Consider the following 22038-nt stretch of genomic DNA (forward strand, 5'->3'; position numbering starts at 1 on the left):
TAGGTATCGATCTGCGGCCCGCGCCGCATGGGTGCATGCGGGCTCCGCCGCGTCCAGGGCAGAGACACCCCACCCCATCTTGCCGTACGGCAGGCCCGAGGCGGAAACCCATTGCTCGCCGCCCCGGCCCTTCCTCACCGTCCGTCGTCAGTAGTCACTCCACCGACGGTCACTCGCCCGTGGGGGACTTCTTCTTACGGACGAAGAAGATCGCGGCGCCGCCGACCACGACGAGCGCGATGGCGATGCCCGCGATCACCGGGGTGGTGCTGCTGCCGCCGGTCTCGGCGAGGTCACCGCCGGTGTCGTCGACGGCGGTGGTGTCACCGCTGACGACCTCGCCGGTGCCCCCGGCCGACGCCGGGCCCGCCTTGGTGGAGGGGCTGTCACTGTCGCCGCCGGTCGAGGTGCCCGCGGTCTTGCAGTCGAGGACCCCGGAGAAGGACTTCTTGAAACCGTTCGGGCCCCGGACGCTGAACGTGTAGCTCCGGTCCTCGTTCACCGGAACGGTGACGGTCTTCGACTGACCGGCCTCGACCGTGTACTTCTGATCCAGCAGCGAGAAGGTGAACGCCTCGTCGCCCTTGTTGGTCGCCGTGACGTCCACACCGCCCTCGGCGCAGTCCTTCTCGGCGGTGACGGCCGGGACCGCGCCCTCCTCCGCCCAGTGGGCGGTGGCGGAGGCGGAGACGGTGCTCTCGCTGGAACCGGCGAGTATCTGGGTCTGGCTCTTGGTGTCGCTGGAGAACGCGCGGCCGACCGGAACCTTGGTGGCGGCCTGGGCGGTCAGCGAGATGGAGCCGTCGTCCGCGCCGGACGGCACGTCGACGTAGACCTCGCCGCCGTTGGCGGCGCTGGTGATCGTCTTGCCGCTCTTGTCGACGAGCCTCGCGCCGGATTCGACGGCCTCGGTGCCCGGGGTCAGGGTGACACTCTCGGCGTTGGTGCGGACCGTGACCGGACCGATCGGCTCACCGGCCTTGCCGGAGACGGCGGACGGTTCGAGGCTCAGCGAGGCCTTGGGCTCGGCCAGGTTCCGCGCGCTCTTCTCCAGGTAGTCGGCGAGCTTCTCGGCCGCCGGGTCGACCGCGTCGACCTCCGCCCGGTCGGAGAAGCGCCAGATGGCGACCTGCGTACCGGCGGCCGCGGTCTTCTCGGTGAGGGCGCCGGAGCCCGCCTTCGAGGCGAGTTCGGCGAGGTCGTTCACCTGGGGGTAGGAGTTCTGCAGAATCCAGTTGATCTTGCCCGCTTCGCGGTTGTTGGCCAGTGAGGTCTGACTCCAGGGCTTTTCCTCGTACTTGGCCTTGCTCTGCGTCGGGTTGTGCAGATCGACGCAGTACGTCTGAATGCTGCCGCCGTTGTCGACCGCCATCTCGAAGAGACCGGCGCCGACCTCCTGGTCGCCCTTGCCGCCCTTTTCGTGGATGACCGCCTTGTCGAAGGTCTTGAGGCCGCTCAGCGTGGTGGTGGCCCCACCGCTTCCCGGAGGCACCTCGTCCGCGGCGGCGGCGCCGGCGCCGGCTATCGCGCCCACGGCGACCAGCCCAGACACCAGAACGGCGGCCGCGAATCGGGCGGCACCCCGCCTCTTCACAGAATTCATGGTTTCCCCTCCGGGCGAGCGCCGGTCAGTCGGTGCGCATCGCCAGCGAACTCAAAACTCAGTAACCCCCGTTGGGCACTCAGGGATCCTAGGGAGCGAAAAGCCGCGTGATCCCCGATTGGACCTGACCCCAACCGATCCGAATCGGAATTGTTATCTCGCCCACAGACCCCAAATGACCTGGGATTATCGATAAATCCCCCCTGGTCACGGCGACGTTGCCCCGGTCGGTGCGTTTAAAAGCGGTTTGGCCTGCGAGACCCGCCGGAAGGCGGAGGTACCGCGCGTGAGGTCATGCCCGACCGCCACCGCGTCGATCTCCGCGGTGACCCACCGCTTGGGTCCGCTCTCCCCCTCCCCCGCGCCCTGCCGGGCTCCCTCCCGCTCCCGCTCCTTCTCCCGCTCACGCACCCGCAAGGTGCCATGGACCAGCAGCGGTTCGCCGAGTGTCACCGAAGCGGCCACGTTTGCCGCGAGGGTGCGCCAGGCCCAGACCGTATAGAAGCTGGTGTACGCGTCCACCCAGCCGTCGCTCTTCCGGTCCCAGCGGCGCACCGTCGCCGCCAGCCGGAACCGGGCCACCGCGACCCCGGCCGCCGTCTCCCAGAAATCCGGCCGCGTCGCCGCGTTCCCCAGCACCGTCGTCCAGGTCTCGTTCATGCCCGCTCCCCCGATCTGCCGCGCTCCCCCGGCGGCCCACCGGACCGCCGACCCCCATGCTGCCCGCGATCCGCGCCCCTCGCCGGAGCCTGTGCACAACCCCCAGGCTGTGGATAACCCGCTCCCTCGTTCCGGTGAGCGGACCCCGTGCGTCACGTCCCCCTCAGCCCTCCCCCGCCGCGATCACGTACTGCGCCCGCACCTCCCGGTACCGCGCCAGCTCCGCGCCCACCGGACCCAGCACCCGCGCCCGCCCGCAGCCCACCGCCGCGTCCCGCAGCCGGGTCTCCGCCGCCCGGCCGTACCGCCGCGCGGGCCCCCGCGCCGCCATCCCGCACGCCCACGCCAGCCCCGTCCCGGCCAGCGCGCCACCCGCCGCCAGCGCCACGGGCGCCCACCACCCCGGCCCGCCGAACAGCCCCGCCACGGCCCCCACCAGCCAGACCACCGCCACCACCTGGAGCACCAGCAGCGCCACCTGGGCCGCCGCCATCGCCGACCACCACGCGGGCCGGGTGAGGCACTGTCCGCGCCGCGCCGCCGCCACCGCCTCGTCGACCGCCTCCGGCAGCCCCCGGCCACCCCAGCCCGCCGCCTCCCGCACCGCCTGCGCCCAGGGCCCGGGCAGCCCGGCCGTGGCCTCGTCGGCGAGCGTGCGCACGGCCTCCTCCACCGCGGGCCGGGCCGTGACCGCCTCCCGCTCCGCCGCCTTCGCCCGCGCCCCCGGGGCCTCCCGCTCGTCCTCCGCCCGTCCGCCGCCGGGCCCGCGACCCCGTACCAGCCGCCCCCACGGCGTCCCGCACGCCCACTGCGCGTCCCGCAGCCAGGCCCGCTCCGCGGCCTGCCCGGCCGCCGCCGCGCCCGCCGCCTCCGCCAGCCGGTCCTCGAACTCCGCCCGCGCCCGCCCGGTGAACCCGGCCGGTGAACCGTCCGCCACGTACTGCGGCCGCAGCCGCGCGGTCGTGCCGTCCACGTCCGCCGCCAGCCGCCGTTCCGCCGCGCCGCACTCGGCCGCGAGCCCGCCGAGCATGTCCCGCAGCTCCCCGACGCCCTCCCCGGTGAGCGCGGACAGGGCGAGCACCGCCGCGCCCGGCTCCCCGTGCTCGCCGAGCGCCAGCCCGTCCTCGTCCAGCAGCCGCCGCAGATCGTCCAGCACCTGGTCGGCGGCGTCGCCCGGCAGCCGGTCCACCTGGTTGAGGACGACGAACGTCACCTCCGCGTATCCGGCGAGCGGCCGCAGATAGCGCTCGTGCAGCACCGCGTCCGCGTACTTCTCGGGATCCACCACCCACACCACCGCGTCGACCAGCCCCAGCAGCCGGTCCACCCGGTCCCGGTGGCCCGGGGCGGCCGAGTCGTGGTCGGGCAGGTCGAGCAGGACGAGACCGCGCAGCGCCGGATCGTACGGATACGCCGGGCGGCGGCGGTCCACGGGCGGGATGCCGAGCCGGTCCAGCAGCCCGTCGGCGTGATCGGTCCACGCGCAGGAGAGTGGCACGGCGGTGGTCGGCCGCCGGATCCCGGCCTCGGAGAGCGGCGCCCCGGCGAGCGCGTTGAAGAGTGTCGACTTACCGCTTCCAGTGGCGCCCGCGAGGGCGACGACGGTGTGCCCGAGCGGATGCCGTCCGCGCGCGGCGGCCTCGTCCAGCACCCGCCCGGCCCCGGCGAGGGTGCGTCCGTCCAGCCGGGTTCGGGAGAGCCCCACGAGCTGGCGCAGGGCGTCCAGGCGCGGCCGCAGACTCCCGGCGGCGAAGCTGCGGGCGCCGGGCCCGAAGGGTCGCTCGTACGAGGCGTACGCCTCATAGGCCTCATACGCCTTATAGGGATCGCCGGAGCGGTAGTCACCGGCCCGGAAGTCAACGGACTGGTAGTCACCGGACCGGTAATCGCCCGACCGGAAGTCGCCCGACCGGTAAGGAACGCAGGACGGCTCGCGCGTCTGCCGCGCGTCATCGGTCCCGTACGGCTCGCACCGCTCGCCCTCGGGAGCGGTCCGTGCCGCCGGTGCCGCCGGTGCCGCCGGGCCGGGCACCTCCCGGGGGGCGCGGCGGGCGACCCGCCGCCCGGCGCGCCGGGCGATCAGCCCGTCGTCCCACGTCTGCCGCGCCCGCACCACACCCTCGGCGCCCGCGTCGTCCCCGTGCCCGCACTTGTCCCCGCCGTCGAGACCAGCAGCAGTAGCCGTCACGTCGGTCACTTCTCCTTCTGCAGTAGGGACAGCGCGGCGATCAGCTGGACCTGGTGGTCCGGGGTGACGTCCAGCGCGTCGAGCGGCGCGAGCCGCCGGTCGCGCTCCGCCTCCAGGGCGCGCGCGACGCAGCCGTCCAGCAGCCGTCCGCCTCGGTCGCCCAGCCGCAGCGCACGGTGCGCGCCCAGCGTCTCGGCGAGCCGTTCGCCCGCCTTACGGGCCCGCCGCCCGCCCAGCAGGGAGGCCACCAGAAAGGCGGCGACCTCGTCGGGCGTGTCGGGCCCGCCGCCGTCGGGGACGCGGGCACGGGTCTCCTCCTCGGCCAGCTCCTCGACGCAGCGGCGCCAGCGCCGTACGGCCACGCCGATCCGGTCCCCGGCCTCGCGCGCGTCGGCCGGGGCGAGCCCGGTCCTGGCGGCGGGATCCCGCTTCCCGGCCTCGGCGATCCGGTCGTCGGCGGCGGCCGCCGCGCTGCGCAGCAGGGTCGCGAGGGAGTCGGTGAGCGCCGTAAGAAGCTCATCGGGGGTGCTGTCGTGCGGTTGGCCGTGCCAGTGGGTGAGCGCGCCGCCCGCGAGGGCCGCGCCCGCGGCGATCTCCCGCCGCACCCGCTCGGCCGCCTCTCCGTACGCCCCCTCGACCCGCTGGACCAGCCGCACCGCCGCGGCGTGCTGGGCCGCGGCCGCACCGGCCAGTGCGGGCATCCGGGCCTGGAGCGAGGCGAGGACACCGGCCGCGGTGCGGGCGGCGGCGACGGTACGGGCCTGCGGGTCCTGGGCGTGCCGGGTGAGCCAGTCGCGCAGCGCGGCGACCGCGGTGGCCGGGAGCAGTCCGCTGCCGCCGCCCGCCGACTCGGGAAGCTCGGGGATGGTGAAACGGGGCACATCGCCGAGCCCGGCCGCCGTGAGGAGCGCGGCGTACTGACGTGAAACTTCGGCGGCGACCTGGTGCGGAACCCGGTCCAGCACGGTGACAAGTGTCACGTCGTACTCCTTCGCGGTCCGCAGCAGATGCCAGGGGACGGCGTCGGCGTACCGGGTGGCCGTGGTGACCAGCACCCAGATGTCGGCGGCGCAGATCAGTTCGGCCGCGAGATCGCGGTTGCGGGCGACGAGCGAGTCGATGTCGGGCGCGTCGAGCAGGGCGAGCCCCCGGGCGAGTCCCGGGTCGGTCTCGATCCGCAGCGCCGCGGGCCCCTCGCCCTCCCGGGCCCGTTCCTCCTCGTCGTACGGGCCCTCAGCGCGGTCTCCCTGGGCCGGTACCCAGACCCGGGTGAGCTGCGGAAGCACCCGTTTCCCGGCGAACCAGGAGTGATCGTCGGGGTGACAGACCAGCACCGGGGTACGGGTCGTCGGCCGCAGTACCCCGGCCTCCGTGACCCGTCGGCCGACCAGGGAATTGACCAGAGTGGACTTTCCTGCTCCGGTAGATCCGCCGATCACCGCCAGCAGAGGCGCTTCGGGGGCGCGCAACCGGGGCACGAGGTAGTCGTCCAGTTGAGCGAGCAACTCGGCACGGCTGCGGCGAGCGCGGTCGGCACCGGGAAGGGGGAGCGGAAAGCGTGCGGCGTCAACGCGGTCACGCAGAGCGGTCAGCGCGTCGAGCAGCCGGGGCCGTACGTCCAAGATCGCCACATGCGAAGAATGCCCGGTTTTGATCTCTTTTTGAAGCGTATGGTCACTCGTGCGCGTCAAAGAGACCCACCCGGATCACCTCAGATCGGACATGAGGCAGGCGGGGCGGACGGGGCTCAGGCATAACGAGTAGACAACACCCGCCGTTTGAGGCGTGAAAAACGATGCGAGTTTCGTACCTGCCTGCGATTATCGGACCGCTTCACTGAACCTCCACAACGTGCCACGGAGGTGAAGCAACCGGGGCGAGGCGCAGGGAGCCCTATCCTTGTCCCCGGCAAGGTCACGGATCCGCCGCGCCCGGCCACCGGCACCACGGCCGCACCGCGGGCCCGTCGGCACCCGGGGGCTCAGCAGTTCCAGGCCCACCACCGGCCCCCGTAGCTCAGTGGATAGAGCAGGCGCCTTCTAAGCGCTTGGCCGCAGGTTCGAGTCCTGCCGGGGGCGCCACTGGCTCACCGCCCCGGCGCGTTGGGGGGCGCCGCGTCGCCGAGGGAGAGCAGCAGCTTCCGCATCAGCTGCGACAGCTGCTCCTGCTCGGTCCGGTCCAGGGCGCTGAACAGGCGTTCCCCATTGCGGATATGCCCCTCCACCGCGTTGTCCACCAGCTCGAACCCCTCCTGGGTGAGTGAAATCACCATGCGGCGGCGGTTGGTGGGGTCGAGTTCACGGTCGACCAGGCCGCGATTCACCAGTCGGTCGACCCGGTGGGTGAGCGCCGGTGGCTTGATCATCATGGTCGCGGCCAGGGCTTTCGGGGACAAGGCGTACGGCGGGCCACTGCGCCGCAATGTTGCGAGTACGTCAAATTCCCAGCGCTCCATGCCCTCGGCGTCGAGGTGTTCCACCACTCCCCACTCGACGAGCCGGGTCGCACGGAAGAGCCGCCCCATCAGCCCCATGGACCAAGCGTCCAGGTCAGGGCGGCTTTCCGCCCACTGCTGAAGGATGCGATCGAGCGCGTCCTCGCCCTCCTCACGCACCTGTTCGTGATGCTCGTTCACCTCGCCGGTCCCATCTCTTCGAGGTGAGTTCAACATCGAACTATTTGACATGGAGCAAGCCTACTTTCTACGGTCAGTGGCTGTCAGACAGCTCTGGGTACGCAACGGGGGCACAACCAGGCGGGCCCTTGAGCACACAACCCTCGTCCATGCCCCTTGCCCGCGCCAGGCCCGGGATCCGTTCCGGTCCACAGCCCGGGCGGGGCCATGGTCCAGGGAGACCACCGAAGACCTGAACAGACCAGTCTCGTCATAACTGCTTGATCTCATCCGCCGGCGTTCGCGTCCGAAAGCCATCGCCGGAAGCCATCAACAGAGACAGCGGGAAGGTTTTTCATGCCTGTCGGAAATCACACCACTCTGCCTGCGCTTCTTCGAGCACAGGCCGCCGCACGGCCCGACGACATCGCGGTCGTCGCCGGCGACACCCACCTCACCTATGGGGACCTCCTCGACCGGAGCGCCCGTTTAACTCTTCGGCTCCAGAAGTCCGGCGTAGGCCGTGATCACCGTGTGGGGCTCTTCGCTGATCCGTCACTCGACCTCATCGTCGGCGCGTGGGGCATCCTGAGCGCCGGAGGCGCGTATGTGCCGCTCTCCCCGGACTATCCCGAGGAGCGGCTGCGCTTCATCATCGACAACGCCCGCGCCCAGGTCATCGTCTGCCAGCCGCATCTGGCCGACCGGCTGCGCCAACTCGCCCCGCCCGAGACCCTCGTCCTCACGGTGGACGAGGCCCTGACCGAGCTGCCGAGCGGGTCGCCGCCAACCCAGCCGGACCCACGGGAAGAGCCGCAGCCGGACGGGCTCGCCTACGTCATCTACACCTCCGGGAGCACCGGCAAGCCCAAGGGGGTGATGGTCGAGCACCGCAGCATCGCCGCCCAGCTCGGCTGGCTCCAGGAGTCCGGTCATCTCGGCGGCGGCACCGTCATCCTCCAGAAGACCCCGATGAGCTTCGACGCCGCCCAGTGGGAGATCCTCGGCTCGGCGTGCGGCGCCCGCGTGGTGATGGGCGCCCCGGGCGTCTACCGCGACCCGGAGGGGCTGATCGACACGATCGACCGCCACGGGGTGACCACGCTCCAGTGCGTCCCGACGCTGCTCCAGGCCCTGGTGGACACCGAGCGGCTGGGCGACTGCACCAGCCTGTCCCGGGTGTTCAGCGGCGGCGAGGCGCTCACCAGAGCACTGGCCTCGGAGTTCTTCGCGACGCTGCCGACGGCGCGGCTGGTGAACCTGTACGGACCGACCGAGTGCACCATCAACTCCTCGGCGTACGAGGTCGCCCCGGCCACCGTGGACGACGAACCCACCGTCATCCCCATCGGCGCCCCGGTCGCCCGCACCGGCTACCACGTGCTGGACGAGAGCCACCGGCCCGTGCCGCACGGCGAGACCGGTGAGCTGTACATCTCCGGTGTCCAGCTCGCCCGCGGCTATCTGCACCGGCCCGAGCTGACCGAAGAGCGCTTCGTCCACCTCGCGCCGGAGCCCGGGCAGGCCCCGGTGCGGCTGTACCGGACCGGCGACCTGGTCTCCCAGGCGCCCGACGGCATCGTCCACTTCCTCGGCCGGACCGACAGCCAGGTCAAGCTGCGCGGCTACCGCGTCGAACTGGACGAGGTCGCCCGCACCATCGAGAACCACGCCTGGGTCAAGCGGGCCGCCGTCCTGGTCAAGGACGATCCGCGCACCGGCTCCCAGAACCTCGTCGCCGCCGTGGAGCTGAACCCCAAGGAAGCCGCCCTGATGGACCAGGGCAACCACGGCTCCCACCATCAGTCCAAATCCAACAAGCTGCAGGTCAAGGCCCAGCTCTCCAACCCCGGGCTGCGTTCGTCCGAACAGCTCGCCGGGCGGACCCAGGTGGACCTTCCCGGCCGCGACGCGAGCCCGGAGCTGCGCCGCGAGGCGTTCGCCCGCAAGACCTACCGCTTCTACGAGGGCGGGGACACCAGCCGGGCACGCATCCTCAAGCTGCTCGACCACGGGGTGGACCCCTTCGCGTCGCGGCCGCTCGGCGATCTGACCCTCAGCGGTCTCGGCGCGATCCTGCGCTCCTTCGGGCAGTTCCACAGCGAGGAGCGGCTGCTGCCGAAGTACGCGTACGCCTCGCCCGGCGCGCTGTACGCGACCCAGATGTACCTGGAGATCGCGGGCATCGGCGAGCTGGCGGCCGGTATCTACTACTACAACCCGCTGGACCACCAGCTCGCGCTGATCCGCACGGTGAAGGGTGACGGATCCCCGCGGCTGAAGGTCCACTTCGTCGGCAAGCGGCAGGCCATCGAGCCCGTCTACAAGAACAACATCGGCGAAGTGCTGGAGTTCGAGACGGGCCATATGGTCGGCCTCTTCGAGCAGGTGCTGCCCGCCCATGGCCTGGCCATCCATCCGGACGGGTTCCATCCGGAGCTGCTGCCGCAGTTCGACGTGGCCGAGGACGACCACTACCTGGGCACGTTCGACATCCGGCAGAGCGACGGCCGTCAGCCGGACGACCCCACCGAGGTCTACCTCCAGGTGCATCCCGGGAAGGTCACCGATCTGCCGGGCGGTCAGTACCGCTACCGGTCCGGCGACCTGGAGAAGATCTCCGACGAACTGGTGCTGAAGAAGGACGTGATCGCCATCAACCAGGCGGTCTACGAGCGCTCCAGCTTCGGCATCAGCGCCGTCAGCCGGGCGGCCGAGCCCTGGCTGGAGTACATCGCGCTCGGCAAGAAGCTCCACCACCTCCAGGCCAACCAGCTGGGGCTGGGCCTGATGTCCTCCGGCTACAGCTCCAAGACCGGTCATCCGCTGCCCGCCGCACGGCGTCTGGACGCCATCCTGACCGAGTGCTCGATCCCGACCGGCGCCTCCTACTTCTTCGTCGGCGGCCGAATATCGGCCGAGCAGGAGGCGAGCGAGGGCATGGGCGAGGACATCGTCCATATGAAGGGCCCGACCGAGGTGATCAGGGACGACCTGGCCACCTATCTGCCGGACTACATGCTGCCCAACAAGGTCGTCGTCCTGGACGCGCTGCCGCAGACGGCCAACGGGAAGATCGACGTCAAGGCGCTGGCCGGCTTCGACGAGATGTCCCAGGGGCTGGAGAGCCGGGAGTTCGTGGCCCCGGAGACGGACATCGAGAAGGCCCTCGCCGAGCTGTGGGGCGCGGCGCTGAAGTACGAGCCCGTATCCACCGAGGACAACTTCTTCGAAGCGGGCGGCAATTCGCTCATCGCCGTGACCCTGGTCAACCGCCTCAACAAGCGATTCGGGACCAAGCTGCCGGTGCAGGTGCTCTTCGACGCGCCCACGGTCAGCCGCCTCGCCCCCCATGTCGACGGCACCGCCACCGGGGAGATATCCCGCTTCCTGCGGCTGCACCCCGAGGGCGGACAGTCGCCGGTCTTCTGCTGGCCGGGGCTCGGCGGCTATCCCATGAACCTCCAGCAGCTCGCCTCCGGCGCGGACGTCAACCGGCCGTTCTACGGAATCCAGGCGCACGGCATCAACGACGGCGAGACGCCGTACCCGACGATCCGTGACATGGCCGCGGCGGATGTGGCCGAGATCCGGAAAATCCAGCCGGAGGGCCCCTACACCCTGTGGGGCTATTCCTTCGGCGCCCGGGTCGCCTTCGAGACCGCGTGGCAGCTGGAGGACGCGGGGGAACAGGTGGAGAACCTGTTTCTGATCTGCCCCGGAAACCCCAAGGTCCGGGAGACGGAGGGGAAGCAGTACGGACGTGAGGCGACGTACCGCAATCCGGCCTACCTCACGATCCTCTACTCCGTCTTCACCGGCGGAATCAGCGGGCCCGACCGCGATCGGTGCCTCGAAACGGTCCGGCACGAGGACGAGTTCGTGGCGTTCATCCATGAACTCCTCCCGCAATTGGACGAAGCGCTCATCCGCCGGATCACCCGGATCGTGGAAGCGACGTACGAATTTGAGTACAGCTTCCGCGAACTGGCCGAGCGCAAGCTGAACACGCCCATCACCATCTTCAAGGCCACGGGCGACGACTACTCGTTCATCGAGGACAGCTCGGGCTATTCCGCGACCCCGCCGACCACGGTCGAGCTGGTCGGGGATCACTACAGCGTGCTGAAGAAGAAGGGGGTCGGTGAACTCATCTCGGCAATCCACACCCGCCTCGACAACTGATCCCCCAACTGATCCGCACGGAGGAAGACGTGCCTCATCTCAACATCAAGCACTTTCCCCTGGACGTCGGCGAAGAACAACGGAGGCAGCTCACCGAGGACCTCACCGCGCTGGTGATGCGGCACTTCGAGGTCCCCGAGGGCGCCGTCTCGATCGCACTGGAGCAGGTGGACCAGTCGTCATGGAACGACGCCGTCATCGTTCCGGAAATCATAGGGCGGCAGCACCTCCTCATCAAGGCCCCGGGCTACTGAGAATCAGCCCCAACTCACCGTCACAGCACAGCACAAGGAGCGCGATATGACCGACTGCCTCGGACCGCGTCTCAAAGTCGGCGTGGTCCTTCCGGCGACCAACACCTCCGTCCAGCCGGAAATGGAAGCCATGCGGCCGGAGGGGGTCACCAACCACACCGGGCGCATGCAGACCCAGGACACCTCGCTCACGGGCGGTATCGACGATCTGGTCAGCAGTTACCGGGAGTCGACCCACCGGGCGATCGACAGTCTGCTGCCGTGCAAACCCGACTGCTTCGTCATCGCTTTCTCCCCTGAGATCTACTGGGACGGCCCCGGCTCTCAGGACGAGGTGGTGGCTTCGATGAAGTCCGCCAGCGGGGGTCTTCCGGTCACCATGAGCCCGGACGCCTTCACCACGGCGCTGTCCCAATACGGCGCCCGGCGGCTCGGCGTCATCACCCCGTACGTTCCGGCCGGTGACGACTCGGTCAGCCGGTTCTTCACCGAATCCGGATATGACGTGGTATCGATGACGGGACTGGGGTGCAGCAGTCCGGAGCGGATCGCCCATGTGCACGAACCGGAGCTGCGCGAGGCCATCAAGGCCGTCGACACCCCGGACGTGGAGGCGATCGTGCAGGTGGGCACCAATATGGCCATGATGCGCGTCGCGGCCGGTGCCGAGGAATGGCTCGGCAAGCCGGTCATCTCCAACAACACGGTGCTCTATTGGCGGGCGCTGCGGCAGAACGGCATCGCCGACCGCATCAGGGGATTCGGCTCCCTGGCCGCGCAGTACTGAGCCACCGAGCGGTACCGAAATAACGAAGCAGCACTACATCACCGATAAAGCTGGGCGGGGGCGGCCTGAACGCCCCCGCCCGGCGCCGATTTGGAAAACAAGGAGACCTACGTGAGCAATACCGGCAGTGACACAACTGCCATCGACCCGCAGCGGGTCACCGACGGCGACCGGCTTCCCATAGGGAAACTGCTGGCGCTGACCACGGCCGGATTCCTGGCCATCATGACCGAGACGACGCCCGCGGGACTCCTCCCGCAGATCGGCGACGGCCTCGGCGTCTCCGAAGGGCTGGCGGGGCAGCTCGTCACGCTCTACGCGATCGGTTCCGTGGTAGCGGCCATCCCCGTCATCGCCGCCACCCGCAGTATGCGACGACGGCCATTGCTGCTCCTCTCGGTCGGCGGGCTGCTGATCTTCAACACGATCACGGCGCTGTCCACCAGCTACGAACTCACCCTCGTCGCCCGCTTCATCGCCGGTATGGCGGCCGGAGTCGTCTGGGGGCTGCTCGCCGGATACGGCAGGCGGCTGGTCCCCGAAAGCCTCCAGGGCCGGGCGCTGGCCATCGTCGGGGTGGGCCAGCCGGTCGCGCTGACCCTCGGGGTCCCGCTGGGCACCTGGCTGGGGTCGCTGTTCGACTGGCGCGGAGTGTTCTGGATCATGTCCGCCGTCGCGCTGCTGCTGGTCCTCTGGATCCGTGCGCTGGTCCCGGACTTCCCCGGTCAGACCGCCACCGAACGGGAGCCGATCCGGAAGATCTTCGCCCTGCCGGGCATCGCTTCCGTGCTGGCCGTGGTGCTCCTGTGGATCCTGGCGCACAACATCCTCTACACCTACATCGCACCCTTCCTGGAGCGGTCCGGTCTCGGTGGGCGCGTCGACCTCGCGCTGCTGGTGTTCGGCGCCGCGGCCATCGTGGGGATCTGGCTCACCGGAGTCCTGGTGGACCGCAAGCTGCGCCCGGTCACCCTGCTGAGCCTCGCCGGGTTCGCCCTCGCGTCCCTGGTGCTGGGCGTCGCGGGCTCGTCGGTGCCGCTGGTGTTCCTCGGCATCGTCATCTGGGGTGTGACGTTCGGCGGCGCGCCCACGCTGCTGCAGACCGCCAACGCCGACGCGGCCGGGGACGCGGCCGATGTCGCGCAGTCGATGTTCGTCACCGTCTTCAACCTCGCGGTCGCGGGCGGCGGGGTGTTCGGCGGTCTCCTCCTGGAGTCGACCGGCGCCGGGTCCATACCCTGGGTGCTGCTCGGGCTGGCCGTCCTGGCCACCGCCGTCGTCGCGCTGGCCCACCGGCACGGCTTCAAGCCCGGCCCCCGGGTCACCGACGGCTGAACCCCGCCGGCCTCCTCCCCTACGGACGTAGCGGAGGAGGCCGTTTCGCAGGACGCGCCGCCCGCCGCCGTCAGCGGCGGGAGTGGCCGAACAGCAGACGGTAGGCGATCAGCAGCACCAGGGAGCCGCCGATGGCGGCTCCCCAGGTGGCGGGGTCGAAGAACTGGTCGTCGATGGGCCGGTCGAGGAACTTGGCGGAGAGCCAGCCGCCGATGAAGGACCCGACGACGCCGATGACGGTGGTGCCGATCAGACCGCCCGGGTCACGGCCGGGGAGAAGGAACTTGGCGACGGCTCCGGCGATCAGCCCGAGGACGATCCAGCTCACGATGCTCATGGTGCGGTTCTGGCCTTTCGATGTCGCAGTACGGGACTTCGGCTGCCCGTTCCAACTTCTTTACCGGGCCACGGGGGTCAAACCTCGCGCCGGGCCGGTCAGGGCGCGTCCGATGCCGCCTCCCCCACCAGCTCCTCCAGAACGTCCGTCATGGTCACGAACCCGAGGACGGAACCGTCGTCGCCCGTCACCGCCGCCAGGTGCGTACCGGCGCCGCGCATCGCCGTCAGCGTGTCGTCCAGCGGGGTATCGGCCGGTACGCGGGTGACGGTGTGCAGGGCGGCGCCGGGGAAGGGCTGGTCGCGATCGGTGACGCCGAGGGTGTCCTTGATGTGGAGGTACCCCAGCACGGCGCCGCCGGGGCCGGTGACCGGCAGCCGGGAGAAGCCGGAGGCGGCCGCGGTGCGCTCCAGACGTGCGGGGGTGACCCGGTGGTCCACGGTGACCATCTCGCCGAGCGGGACCAGGATGTCCCCGGCCCGCCGGGTGCCCAGCTCCAGGGCGTCGCGCAGCCGCTCGCTGCCGGAGGCGTCGAGGAGGCCCGCGTCGCTGGAGTCCCGGACCAGGCGTATGAGTTCGGCGTCGGTGTAGACCGACTCGACCTCGTCCTTGGGTTCGACCTTCAGCAGCCGCAGCAGCGCGTTGGCGAAGGCGTTGACGCCGAAGACGACGGGGCGCAGCGCGCGGGTGACGGCGACCAGGGGCGGGCCGAGGAGCAGCGCGGTGCGCTCCGGGGCGGCGAGGGCGATGTTCTTGGGGACCATCTCGCCGATGAGCATGTGCAGATAGGTGGCCGCCGCCAGGGCGAGCACGAAGGCGATCGGGTGCACCAGGGGCCCGGGGACGCGGGCGGCGGCGAACACCGGCTCCAGCAGGTGGGCGATGGCCGGTTCGGCGACCGCGCCGAGGACGAGCGAGGAGATGGTGATGCCCAGCTGGGCGGTGGCCAGCAGGGCGGACAGGTGCTCCAGCGCCCACAGCACCGTGCGGGCGCGCTTCCCGCCTTCCTGGGCGCGCGGTTCGATCTGGCTGCGGCGCACGGAGATCAGGGCGAACTCGGCGCCGACGAAGAAGGCGTTGGTGAGCAGGGTGAGGGCGCCGATGGCCAGTTGGAGCAGGGTCATCGGGGGTCCTCCTCTGCGTGGGCGGCGGCCGGGGCGGTGATCCGTACGCGGTCGGCGCGGTGGTGGTCCACCTTGAGCACGGTGAGGTGCCAGCCGTCGGTCTCGATGCCGTCGCCCGCCTCGGGGATGCGCGCGAGGGCGGTGGCCATCAGGCCCGCGACGGTCTCGTACGGGCCCTCGGGCACGGTCAGGGCGATCGCGGACAGCTCGTCCAGCCGGACGGCGCCGTCCGCCTCCCAGGTGCCGGGGCCGGAGGGCACCAGGGCGGGGGTCTCGTCGGGGTCGTGTTCGTCGCGTACGTCGCCGACGACCTCCTCGACGACATCCTCCAGGGTGGCGACCCCGGCGGTGCCGCCGTACTCGTCGATGACGAGGGCCATGGTGTGCGCGCCGCGCAGCCGGTCCAGCAGCCGGTCCACCGGGAGGCTGTCGGGGACCAGCAGCGGGGCGGTGGTCAGCTCGGTGACCGGGGTGTCGGCCCGGCGGGCGGCGTCCAGCGCGAGGACGTCGCGGATGTGCACGGTGCCGACCACCTCGTCCAGGCTGTCGCGGTAGACGGGGAACCGGGACAGGCCGGTGGCGAGCGTGAGGTTGGCGGCGTCGGCGGCGCTCGCGTGCGCCTCCAGCGCCTGGACGTCCACCCGGGGGGTCATCACGTTCTCCGCGGTCAGCTCGCTCAGCCGGAGCGTACGGACGAACAGCTCGGCCGAATCGGGCTCCAGCGCGCCCTCCGCGGCGGAGTGGCGGGCCAGCGCGACCAGTTCGTCCGGGGTGCGCGCCGAGGCCAGCTCCTCGGCGGGCTCCAGTCCGGCGCGGCGCACCAAGCGGTTCGCGGTGTTGTTCAGGTGGTGGATCAGGGGGGCGAAGGCGGCGGTGAAGCCGCGCTGGGGGCCCGCGACCACCTTGGCCACGGCCAGCGGCCGGGAGATCGCCCAGTTCTTGGGCACCAGCTCGCCGATCACCATCAGGACGACGGTCGAGATCGCCACGCCCAGCACCGAGGCCACGGACGAGGCGGCGCCGCCAAGACCTGCGGCCCGCAGCGGGCCCCGCAGCAGGACGGCCAGCGAGGGCTCGGCGAGCATGCCGATCACCAGTGAGGTCACGGTGATGCCCAGCTGGGCGCCGGACAGCTGGAACGTCAGCCTGCGCGCGGCCTTGAGCGCGCTTCCGGCGCCCCGCTCGCCCGCCGCGGCGGCGCGCTCCAGCTCACCCCGCTCGACCGTGGTGAGCGAGAACTCCGCGGCGACGAAGACCGCGCAGGCCAGGGTCAGCGCCAAGGCCAGCAGGACCAACAGCACTTCGGTCAGCACGCCGGTCCCCTCTCTGTGCGCTCGGCGGACCGCTCACGGGTGGATATGGGGGCGCATAGGGGGGCGGATACGGACTCATGCGCATCCGGGTCGGGGCGGGGGGTACTGGGAGGGTCGTCCATCGCGGTGACCGCGACTCCTTCGTGGCTCGAGGGGCTGTTGGTAAAAGAACGGTAAAGCACGATCCGTGGTTCCCGCCCGTCGGCCCGGCACCCCGCTCTGGCAAGAGCCGCGGGGAAGTGCGGGCGACACCCGGCCAGTTGGCCGAATTGATCCACCCATGGCAGGGGCGTGGGAGTTGCTTTACCCGGCCGGAGCGTTCGGTCCGGCAAGAACGGTGAACGGCGCACAGAGAAGGAGTGAACGCCGCGATGGTGTTCAAACGACTGCCTGGTCGATTCGGCACCGAGAGCCCCTTCGTGGGCCCGGTACCGGCCGCCGGTCCGGTGCGCCCCGGCGGGCCGCCACGGGACGGGGCGCGAGAGACCCAGCTCACACAGGCGCTGCGCTGCGCCCTTGCGGCCGGGGAGATCGGAGTGGCGTTATCGGCCAACCCGGGCGGCCCGGATGGCGTCTTGAAGGCCGACAGGCAGGGCGGGTTGCCCGGGGAGAGGCACGGCACCCCCGGAAAAGCGGAGGTGGGGGCAGGGATGCGGCAGGTGACCGGCGTTCACGCCGGGGCCGTCGCGGCGCGGGCCGCGGACCGGAACCGGGGCATCGGTAATGGAATTGCGCGTGCGGTGTGACGTACTTCATGCTGTCACAGATCTGACATAACAGCGCGTAGCGAGACTCCTACCAATTTAGTACGTACTGTTGTGTGATGGTGCAGCTCATCTCGAAACAAGCGAATCCCGTGGAGCATTAGAGGTCAGTCATGAAGCCCTTCGCCCTGAACCACGCGGTCCCAGCCGAACAATCACCGGCTGTCATTCCGTACTCGTACAACGCCGCCCTGCAGCTGAATGTGCTGCCCGATGGACGCCCCGCCATCTCCGACCGGGGGGTGCTTCTGGAATGCGGCACGACGACCTCCACCGCGGGCTCCAAGACGCACTTCGACGACTGACCGTCCCCACCGACCCACGACGTCGATGACGGTACTCATCCTGACCTGCCAGGAGGATGTGACAGCGGACCTGGTGGTGTCCGAATTACGTGAGCGAAATGTCCCGCTGATCCGATTCGATCCCGCCGACCTTCCCGGTCAGGCAGGGATCTCCACCGAATTCGACCGCGGCGACTTCACCGGCTATCTGTCGACCGACGGCCGCCTGGTCAGCGTGAACAGCCTGCGGTCCATATGGGTGCGCCGCCCGGGGCAACCAGCGGCGCACGCCCCCGAGCCCTCCGAGTGGCTGACCGCCGAGTGCGGACAGGCCCTGTACGGAATGCTGTATTCCACCGAGGCGCGCTGGATGAACCATCCCAGTGCCGCCCAGTTGGCACGTTCCAAACCGTGGCAGTTGCGCACCGCCCATCGCAGCGGATTCGCTGTTCCGCCGACGCTCATCACCACCTATCCGCGTGCCGCCAAGGAGTTCGCCAGCCAGTTCCAGGACATCGTGGTGAAGACCGTCTCCGGCCCTCCGCCGGTCAATCCGCCCATCACACTGCCCACCACCCGTATTGACCCCGAGACGGATTTCTCGGGCGTCGCGGCAGGTGCCACGCTTCTTCAGCGCTACATTCCCAAAACGGCCGATATCCGGCTCACCTGCGTCGGCGGCCGTTTGTTCGCCGCCCGGAAGACAGCAGCTTCCGGGCAGGTTGATGGGAGGTATGGTTTCTATGGCCATCTATGGGACGCGGTGGACGTTCCCCACCGGATCGCCCGGGCCGTCCGGGAATACCTGACCTTTGGCGGTCTCGCCTACGGAGCTTTCGACTTCGCCGAGGACGAGGACGGCACCTGGTGGTTTCTGGAGTGCAATCAGGGCGGTCAGTTCGGGTTCATCGAGCTGGAGACCGGACAGCCGATCGCCGCCGCCATCGCCGACTGGCTCGCCGCGCCCCGTCCCGTCTGAGAGCGCCGCTCAGAGCGTCAGGACCGCGACGCCGTTCACCCGGTCGTTCGCGAGGTCGTCCAGCGCGGCGTCCGCGCGGTCGAAGGGGTACGGGGTGACCGTGGCGCGGATGTGGTGGGCGGCGGCCGCGGTGAGGAACTCGCGGCCGTCCTCCCGGGTGTTGGCGGTGACGCTGCGCAGGGTGCGTTCGTGGAAGAGATGGCGCTCGTACGTCAGCGCGGGGATGTCGGAGAGGTGGATTCCGGCGACGCTCAGCGTGCCGCCCGCGTCCAGCGCCTCCAGGGCCACCGGCACCAGCTCGCCCGCCGGGGCGAACAGGATCGCGGCGTCGAGCGGTTCGGGCGGCCGGTCGCGGGCGTCCCGGGCGGAGGCGGCGCCGAGTTCGAGGGCGAGGGCCCGGGCGGCCGCCGAGCGGGTCAGCACATGGACGACGGCGCCACGCGCGATGGCGACCTGCGCGGTGAGGTGCGCGGAGCCGCCGAAGCCGTAGATGCCGAGCCGTCCGCCCGCCGGGAGGTCGGCGCGGCGCAGCGCGCGGTAGCCGATGATCCCGGCGCACAGCAGCGGCGCCAGCTCCTCGGCGGCGTATCCAGCGGGCAGCTCATAGGCGTACGCCGCCGGTACGGTGACGTACGGGGCGTAGCCGCCGTCCGCGTCCCAGCCGGTGTAGACGGACGCGGGGCACAGGTTCTCCTGGCCGCGTACGCAGAAGCGGCACCGGCCGCAGGTGTGGCGCAGCCAGGGGACGCCCACCCGGGCGCCGGGTGCGGGCCCGGCGGTCCGCTCGCCCGCCGCGATCACCTCGCCGACGGCCTCGTGCCCGGGGACGACGGGGGTGCGGTGCGGCGGCAGGTCGCCGTCGCGGACGTGGAGATCGGTACGGCAGACCCCGCAGGCCCGCACCCGGACCAGCAGTTCACCGGCGGCCGGGCGCGGAATCGGCAGCTCTACCTGGTCGATCCGGCCCGGCGTGCGGACCACCCAGGCCCGCATGGTGCCCGGAATGTCAGCGTTCGCACCCGTCACACGCCCAACGTAACGCCGTGGCGGGGCCGCCTGCGATCAGGAACGGTCAGGACCGTCGGGACAGTCAGGACGCGGGGGCGTCCATCGCGGTCGCGAGGCTCTTCGGACGCATGTCGGTCCAGTGCTCCTCGACGTAGTCCAGGCACGCCTGGCGGTCGTCCTCGCCGTGGGCGACGGTCCAGCCCTCGGGCACCTCGGCGAAGGAGGGCCACAGGGAGTGCTGTCCTTCGTCGTTGACGAGCACGACGTAACGGCCGTCGGGATTGTCGAACGGGTTACTCATGGCTGTCTCCTGTCTCAACTGCTGTCCGGCACGCCTCACGATCTTCCGGCCCGACGGTACCGGCCGGGGACACGCGGCGTGAAGCCGCGCCCGCGCCACGTAGCCTGAATCGCATGGTGAAGGACGCACGACGGCCGCGGCGCGGCGCATGGCGCGGGCAGGGCCCGGTGGTGTGCGTGGTGGCGGTCGGCGGCGCCATCGGCGCGTCCGCCCGGTACGGGGCGGCCCTGCTGTGGCCGACCCCCACGGGCGCCTTCCCCTGGACGACGCTGCTGGTCAACGTGGTGGGCTGCGCGCTCATCGGTGTCCTGCTGGCGCTGATCGGCGAGGTGTGGGCGGCCCACCGGCTGGTGCGGCCCTTCCTCGGCACCGGGGTGCTGGGCGGGTTCACCACCTTCTCGACGTACGCCGTGGACTTCAGGCAGCTCGTCGTGGACGGCCACGCCGCGACCGGGGCGGCCTATCTGGTGGTGACGCTGCTGGCGGCGATGGCGGCGGTATGGGGCGCGGTGGCGGGCACCCGTCGGGTCATCGGGGCCGTTGGGGCGTAGGGCAGGAGCACGGGATGAACGCGAACGGACTGAGGCTGAGCGTCTTCGTCGGCGAGAGTGACACCTGGCACCACAAACCGGTCTTCGCCGAAATCGTGCATCGCGCACACCGGGCGGGGCTGGCGGGGGCGAGCGTGTTCCGCGGGGTGGAGGGCTTCGGCGCCTCGTCCCTGGTCCACACCTCCCGGCTGCTGTCGCTCAGCGAGGAACTGCCGGTCTGCGTGGTGATCATCGATACGGAGGAGCGGGTGCGGTCCTTCCTGCCCGAGCTGGAGGAGATCACCGGCGACGGTCCGGTGATCCTGGACCCGGTCGAGATCGTCCGCTTCCCGGAACGCGACGCCCCGGGAGGTGATGACCGGTGAACTGGCTCCTGGTGGTGGCGGGCGCGATGGTCGGCGCCCCGCTGCGGTATCTGACCGACCGGACGGTGCAGGCCCGGCATGACTCGGTGTTCCCCTGGGGGACGTTCGTGGTGAACGTGGTGGGGTGCGCGGTGCTGGGGGCGCTGACCGGGGCGGTGACGGCGGGGGCCGCGTCGTCACAGGTGCAGCTGCTGCTCGGGACGGGGCTGTGCGGGGCGCTGACCACGTACTCGACGTTCTCGTACGAGACGCTGAAGCTGGCGGAGGACGGGGCGCGCGGTCTCGCGGTCGCCAACGCGGTCGGCAGTGTGGTCGCGGGGGTGGCGGCCGCCTTCGCGGGCGCAGCGGCGGCCACCGCGCTCTGGGGCTGAGCGCGCGGCAGGATCAGCGAGGTCAGGGCAGCAGGCGGGTGCCCGGCGGGAGGCCCGGGAGGTCGTCGGCGTCGGCCAAGCGCAGATACGCCAGCAGCACCCGGCGCAGCTCGCGCGCGGCCCTCGGCGGGGCGACGTCCTTGCGGTGGGCGACCGCGATGGTGCGCCGCATCGCCGTGCCCGCGAAGGGCGTGACCCGCAGCCCCGAGCGCGCCGCCACCATGGCGGGGAGGACGGCGATGCCGAGCCCCGCCCGTACGAAGCCGAGCACCGCGTCCATCTCGCCGCCCTCGACCGTGAACGAGGGCTCGAACCCGGCAGCGCGGCAGGCCGCCGTGGTGAATTCCCGCAGGTCATAGCCTCGGCGGAACATCGCCATCGGCCGGTCGCGGAGATCCTCGACCCGGATCCGGCGGGCTTTCACGGGCGGCGGGGACGCGGGCGAGGAGGCGACCACCAGCTCCTCCCGCAGCAGCTCGGTGGCGGCGAGCGCGGGGGCCTGTCCTGGCAGCGGGGTGATGATCAGCGCGAGGTCCAGCTCACCGGCGGCGAGGGTGCGTACGAGGTCCTGGGAGCCGCCCTCGTCGATGATCAGCTCGATGCCCGGGAACTCGTCGTGGAAGCGGCGCAGCACATCCGGCACGAGGCTGGCGCACAGGCTCGGCGGGGCGCCGAGCCGCACCCGGCCGCGCCGGAGCTGGGCGACCTCCTGGACCTCGCGGCGCGCGGTCTCGGTGTCGGCGAGGATCTGGCGGGCCAGCGGAAGCAGCGCCTCCCCCGCGTCGGTGAGCGCGATGTGGCCGCGCGCACGGTGGAACAGCTCGGCGCCCAGCTCCCGTTCCAGCGCCCTGATCTGCTGGGACAGCGACGGCTGGGCGACATGGAGCCGCTCGGCGGCCCGGGTGAAGTGGCGGGTGTCCGCGACGGCGGCGAAATAACGGAGCTGCTGCAGCTGCACCCAGCGATCATAGGCATTGACTATGGAATCCAGCCATAGCATGTCTTGGACTAATCA

General features: G+C 70.9%; 20 protein-coding genes and 1 tRNA gene. 10 read left to right on the top strand and 11 right to left on the bottom strand.

Translation table 11 applies throughout. The features are described 5' to 3' along the window. Positions 1 to 169 precede the first annotated feature (169 nt). The 4 genes from ACWC5C_RS05120 to ACWC5C_RS05135 all read right to left on the bottom strand — a co-directional run bounded on the left by ACWC5C_RS05120 (position 170) and on the right by ACWC5C_RS05135 (position 6073). A complete protein-coding gene (locus ACWC5C_RS05120; protein WP_450873797.1) occupies positions 170 to 1603 on the bottom strand; it encodes a Cys-Gln thioester bond-forming surface protein in 1434 nt (477 codons plus the stop codon). A gap of 207 nt (positions 1604 to 1810) precedes the next feature. Then, entirely contained in the window at positions 1811 to 2263 is a 453-nt protein-coding gene (locus tag ACWC5C_RS05125; protein WP_385445868.1) for a single-stranded DNA-binding protein, read from the bottom strand. Between the two features lie 163 nt (positions 2264 to 2426). After that, positions 2427 to 4460: a GTPase gene (locus ACWC5C_RS05130; RefSeq protein WP_450873799.1), complete on the bottom strand. Its 2034-nt coding sequence runs from the start codon at positions 4458 to 4460 to the stop codon at positions 2427 to 2429. Then, positions 4457 to 6073, bottom strand: coding sequence for a dynamin family protein (locus ACWC5C_RS05135; protein WP_450874008.1), 1617 nt, complete (start codon positions 6071 to 6073; stop codon positions 4457 to 4459). The genes ACWC5C_RS05130 and ACWC5C_RS05135 overlap by 4 nt, the downstream gene beginning before the upstream one ends. A gap of 383 nt (positions 6074 to 6456) precedes the next feature. On the opposite strand from ACWC5C_RS05135, the gene ACWC5C_RS05140 reads away from it, so the two are divergent. Further along, positions 6457 to 6532: transfer RNA gene (locus tag ACWC5C_RS05140), tRNA-Arg, on the top strand. Positions 6533 to 6537: 5 nt separating this feature from the next. Here the strand turns inward: ACWC5C_RS05140 and ACWC5C_RS05145 are convergent. Next, the gene (locus ACWC5C_RS05145; RefSeq protein WP_450873801.1) at positions 6538 to 7086 is read right to left on the bottom strand and encodes a MarR family winged helix-turn-helix transcriptional regulator; all 549 of its coding nucleotides are present in this window, start codon (positions 7084 to 7086) and stop codon (positions 6538 to 6540) included. A 336-nt stretch (positions 7087 to 7422) separates the two neighbouring features. Between ACWC5C_RS05145 and ACWC5C_RS05150 the strand changes: the two genes are divergently transcribed. The 4 genes from ACWC5C_RS05150 (at position 7423) to ACWC5C_RS05165 (ending at position 13626) form a co-directional block, all read left to right on the top strand. Continuing rightward, positions 7423 to 11250 (top strand): amino acid adenylation domain-containing protein, encoded by a 3828-nt coding sequence (locus tag ACWC5C_RS05150; protein ID WP_450873803.1) that lies wholly within the window; start codon positions 7423 to 7425, stop codon positions 11248 to 11250. A gap of 29 nt (positions 11251 to 11279) precedes the next feature. After that, positions 11280 to 11504, top strand: a complete 225-nt coding sequence (locus ACWC5C_RS05155) for a tautomerase family protein (RefSeq protein ID WP_450873805.1) — start codon at positions 11280 to 11282, stop codon at positions 11502 to 11504. A gap of 46 nt (positions 11505 to 11550) precedes the next feature. Then, positions 11551 to 12291: a maleate cis-trans isomerase family protein gene (locus ACWC5C_RS05160; protein ID WP_450873807.1), complete on the top strand. Its 741-nt coding sequence runs from the start codon at positions 11551 to 11553 to the stop codon at positions 12289 to 12291. A 111-nt stretch (positions 12292 to 12402) separates the two neighbouring features. After that, a complete protein-coding gene (locus ACWC5C_RS05165) occupies positions 12403 to 13626 on the top strand; it encodes an MFS transporter (protein WP_450873809.1) in 1224 nt (407 codons plus the stop codon). Between the two features lie 70 nt (positions 13627 to 13696). Here the strand turns inward: ACWC5C_RS05165 and ACWC5C_RS05170 are convergent, their stop codons facing one another. The 3 genes from ACWC5C_RS05170 to ACWC5C_RS05180 form a co-directional block, all read right to left on the bottom strand. Further along, positions 13697 to 13963, bottom strand: a complete 267-nt coding sequence (locus ACWC5C_RS05170) for a GlsB/YeaQ/YmgE family stress response membrane protein (RefSeq protein WP_450873811.1) — start codon at positions 13961 to 13963, stop codon at positions 13697 to 13699. A gap of 98 nt (positions 13964 to 14061) precedes the next feature. Next, positions 14062 to 15087 carry a hemolysin family protein gene (locus ACWC5C_RS05175; protein WP_450873813.1) on the bottom strand — a complete coding sequence of 342 codons (1026 nt, stop codon included), beginning with the start codon at positions 15085 to 15087 and terminating at the stop codon, positions 14062 to 14064. Next, the gene (locus ACWC5C_RS05180) at positions 15084 to 16397 is read right to left on the bottom strand and encodes a hemolysin family protein (protein WP_450874010.1); all 1314 of its coding nucleotides are present in this window, start codon (positions 16395 to 16397) and stop codon (positions 15084 to 15086) included. Before ACWC5C_RS05180 ends, ACWC5C_RS05175 begins: the two co-directional genes overlap by 4 nt. 880 nt (positions 16398 to 17277) lie before the next feature. Here ACWC5C_RS05180 and tgmA point away from each other — a divergent pair. Then, complete coding sequence (tgmA, locus tag ACWC5C_RS05185; RefSeq protein WP_358617536.1) at positions 17278 to 17469, top strand: putative ATP-grasp-modified RiPP; 192 nt, start codon at positions 17278 to 17280, stop codon at positions 17467 to 17469. Positions 17470 to 17494: 25 nt separating this feature from the next. Then, positions 17495 to 18427 (top strand): ATP-grasp ribosomal peptide maturase, encoded by a 933-nt coding sequence (gene tgmB / locus ACWC5C_RS05190; protein WP_385445858.1) that lies wholly within the window; start codon positions 17495 to 17497, stop codon positions 18425 to 18427. A gap of 9 nt (positions 18428 to 18436) precedes the next feature. Here the strand turns inward: tgmB and ACWC5C_RS05195 are convergent, their stop codons facing one another. Further along, the gene (locus tag ACWC5C_RS05195) at positions 18437 to 19420 is read right to left on the bottom strand and encodes a zinc-binding alcohol dehydrogenase family protein (protein WP_450874012.1); all 984 of its coding nucleotides are present in this window, start codon (positions 19418 to 19420) and stop codon (positions 18437 to 18439) included. Between the two features lie 97 nt (positions 19421 to 19517). After that, complete coding sequence (locus ACWC5C_RS05200) at positions 19518 to 19736, bottom strand: MbtH family protein (RefSeq protein WP_450873815.1); 219 nt, start codon at positions 19734 to 19736, stop codon at positions 19518 to 19520. Positions 19737 to 19849: 113 nt separating this feature from the next. Between ACWC5C_RS05200 and ACWC5C_RS05205 the strand changes: the two genes are divergently transcribed. Genes ACWC5C_RS05205 through crcB form a run of 3 tightly spaced genes read left to right on the top strand, consistent with a single transcriptional unit; the run spans position 19850 to position 21023 of the window. Continuing rightward, positions 19850 to 20287 carry a fluoride efflux transporter FluC gene (locus ACWC5C_RS05205; protein ID WP_450873817.1) on the top strand — a complete coding sequence of 146 codons (438 nt, stop codon included), beginning with the start codon at positions 19850 to 19852 and terminating at the stop codon, positions 20285 to 20287. A 14-nt stretch (positions 20288 to 20301) separates the two neighbouring features. Continuing rightward, positions 20302 to 20652, top strand: coding sequence for a DUF190 domain-containing protein (locus tag ACWC5C_RS05210; protein WP_450873819.1), 351 nt, complete (start codon positions 20302 to 20304; stop codon positions 20650 to 20652). After that, positions 20649 to 21023, top strand: coding sequence for a fluoride efflux transporter CrcB (crcB, locus tag ACWC5C_RS05215; protein ID WP_450873820.1), 375 nt, complete (start codon positions 20649 to 20651; stop codon positions 21021 to 21023). The genes ACWC5C_RS05210 and crcB overlap by 4 nt, the downstream gene beginning before the upstream one ends. 22 nt (positions 21024 to 21045) lie before the next feature. Here crcB and ACWC5C_RS05220 read toward each other — a convergent pair whose 3' ends face one another. Beyond that, the gene (locus tag ACWC5C_RS05220) at positions 21046 to 21981 is read right to left on the bottom strand and encodes a LysR family transcriptional regulator (RefSeq protein ID WP_450873822.1); all 936 of its coding nucleotides are present in this window, start codon (positions 21979 to 21981) and stop codon (positions 21046 to 21048) included. Positions 21982 to 22038: the final 57 nt, after the last annotated feature.

It is taken from the genome of Streptomyces sp. NPDC001700 (assembly GCF_053596435.1).

Bases quoted from the DNA above. Each gene is read 5' to 3' on its own strand.
- ACWC5C_RS05205 (WP_450873817.1), top strand. From the start codon at position 19,850: ATGGTGAAGGACGCACGACGGCCGCGGCGCGGCGCATGGCGCGGGCAG.
- ACWC5C_RS05175 (WP_450873813.1), bottom strand. From the start codon at position 15,087: ATGACCCTGCTCCAACTGGCCATCGGCGCCCTCACCCTGCTCACCAAC.
- ACWC5C_RS05210 (WP_450873819.1), top strand. From the start codon at position 20,302: ATGAACGCGAACGGACTGAGGCTGAGCGTCTTCGTCGGCGAGAGTGAC.
- ACWC5C_RS05195 (WP_450874012.1), bottom strand. From the start codon at position 19,420: ATGCGGGCCTGGGTGGTCCGCACGCCGGGCCGGATCGACCAGGTAGAG.
- tgmA (WP_358617536.1), top strand. From the start codon at position 17,278: ATGAAGCCCTTCGCCCTGAACCACGCGGTCCCAGCCGAACAATCACCG.
- ACWC5C_RS05150 (WP_450873803.1), top strand. From the start codon at position 7,423: ATGCCTGTCGGAAATCACACCACTCTGCCTGCGCTTCTTCGAGCACAG.
- ACWC5C_RS05125 (WP_385445868.1), bottom strand. From the start codon at position 2,263: ATGAACGAGACCTGGACGACGGTGCTGGGGAACGCGGCGACGCGGCCG.
- ACWC5C_RS05170 (WP_450873811.1), bottom strand. From the start codon at position 13,963: ATGAGCATCGTGAGCTGGATCGTCCTCGGGCTGATCGCCGGAGCCGTC.
- ACWC5C_RS05200 (WP_450873815.1), bottom strand. From the start codon at position 19,736: ATGAGTAACCCGTTCGACAATCCCGACGGCCGTTACGTCGTGCTCGTC.
- ACWC5C_RS05120 (WP_450873797.1), bottom strand. From the start codon at position 1,603: ATGAATTCTGTGAAGAGGCGGGGTGCCGCCCGATTCGCGGCCGCCGTT.
- tgmB (WP_385445858.1), top strand. From the start codon at position 17,495: ATGACGGTACTCATCCTGACCTGCCAGGAGGATGTGACAGCGGACCTG.
- ACWC5C_RS05160 (WP_450873807.1), top strand. From the start codon at position 11,551: ATGACCGACTGCCTCGGACCGCGTCTCAAAGTCGGCGTGGTCCTTCCG.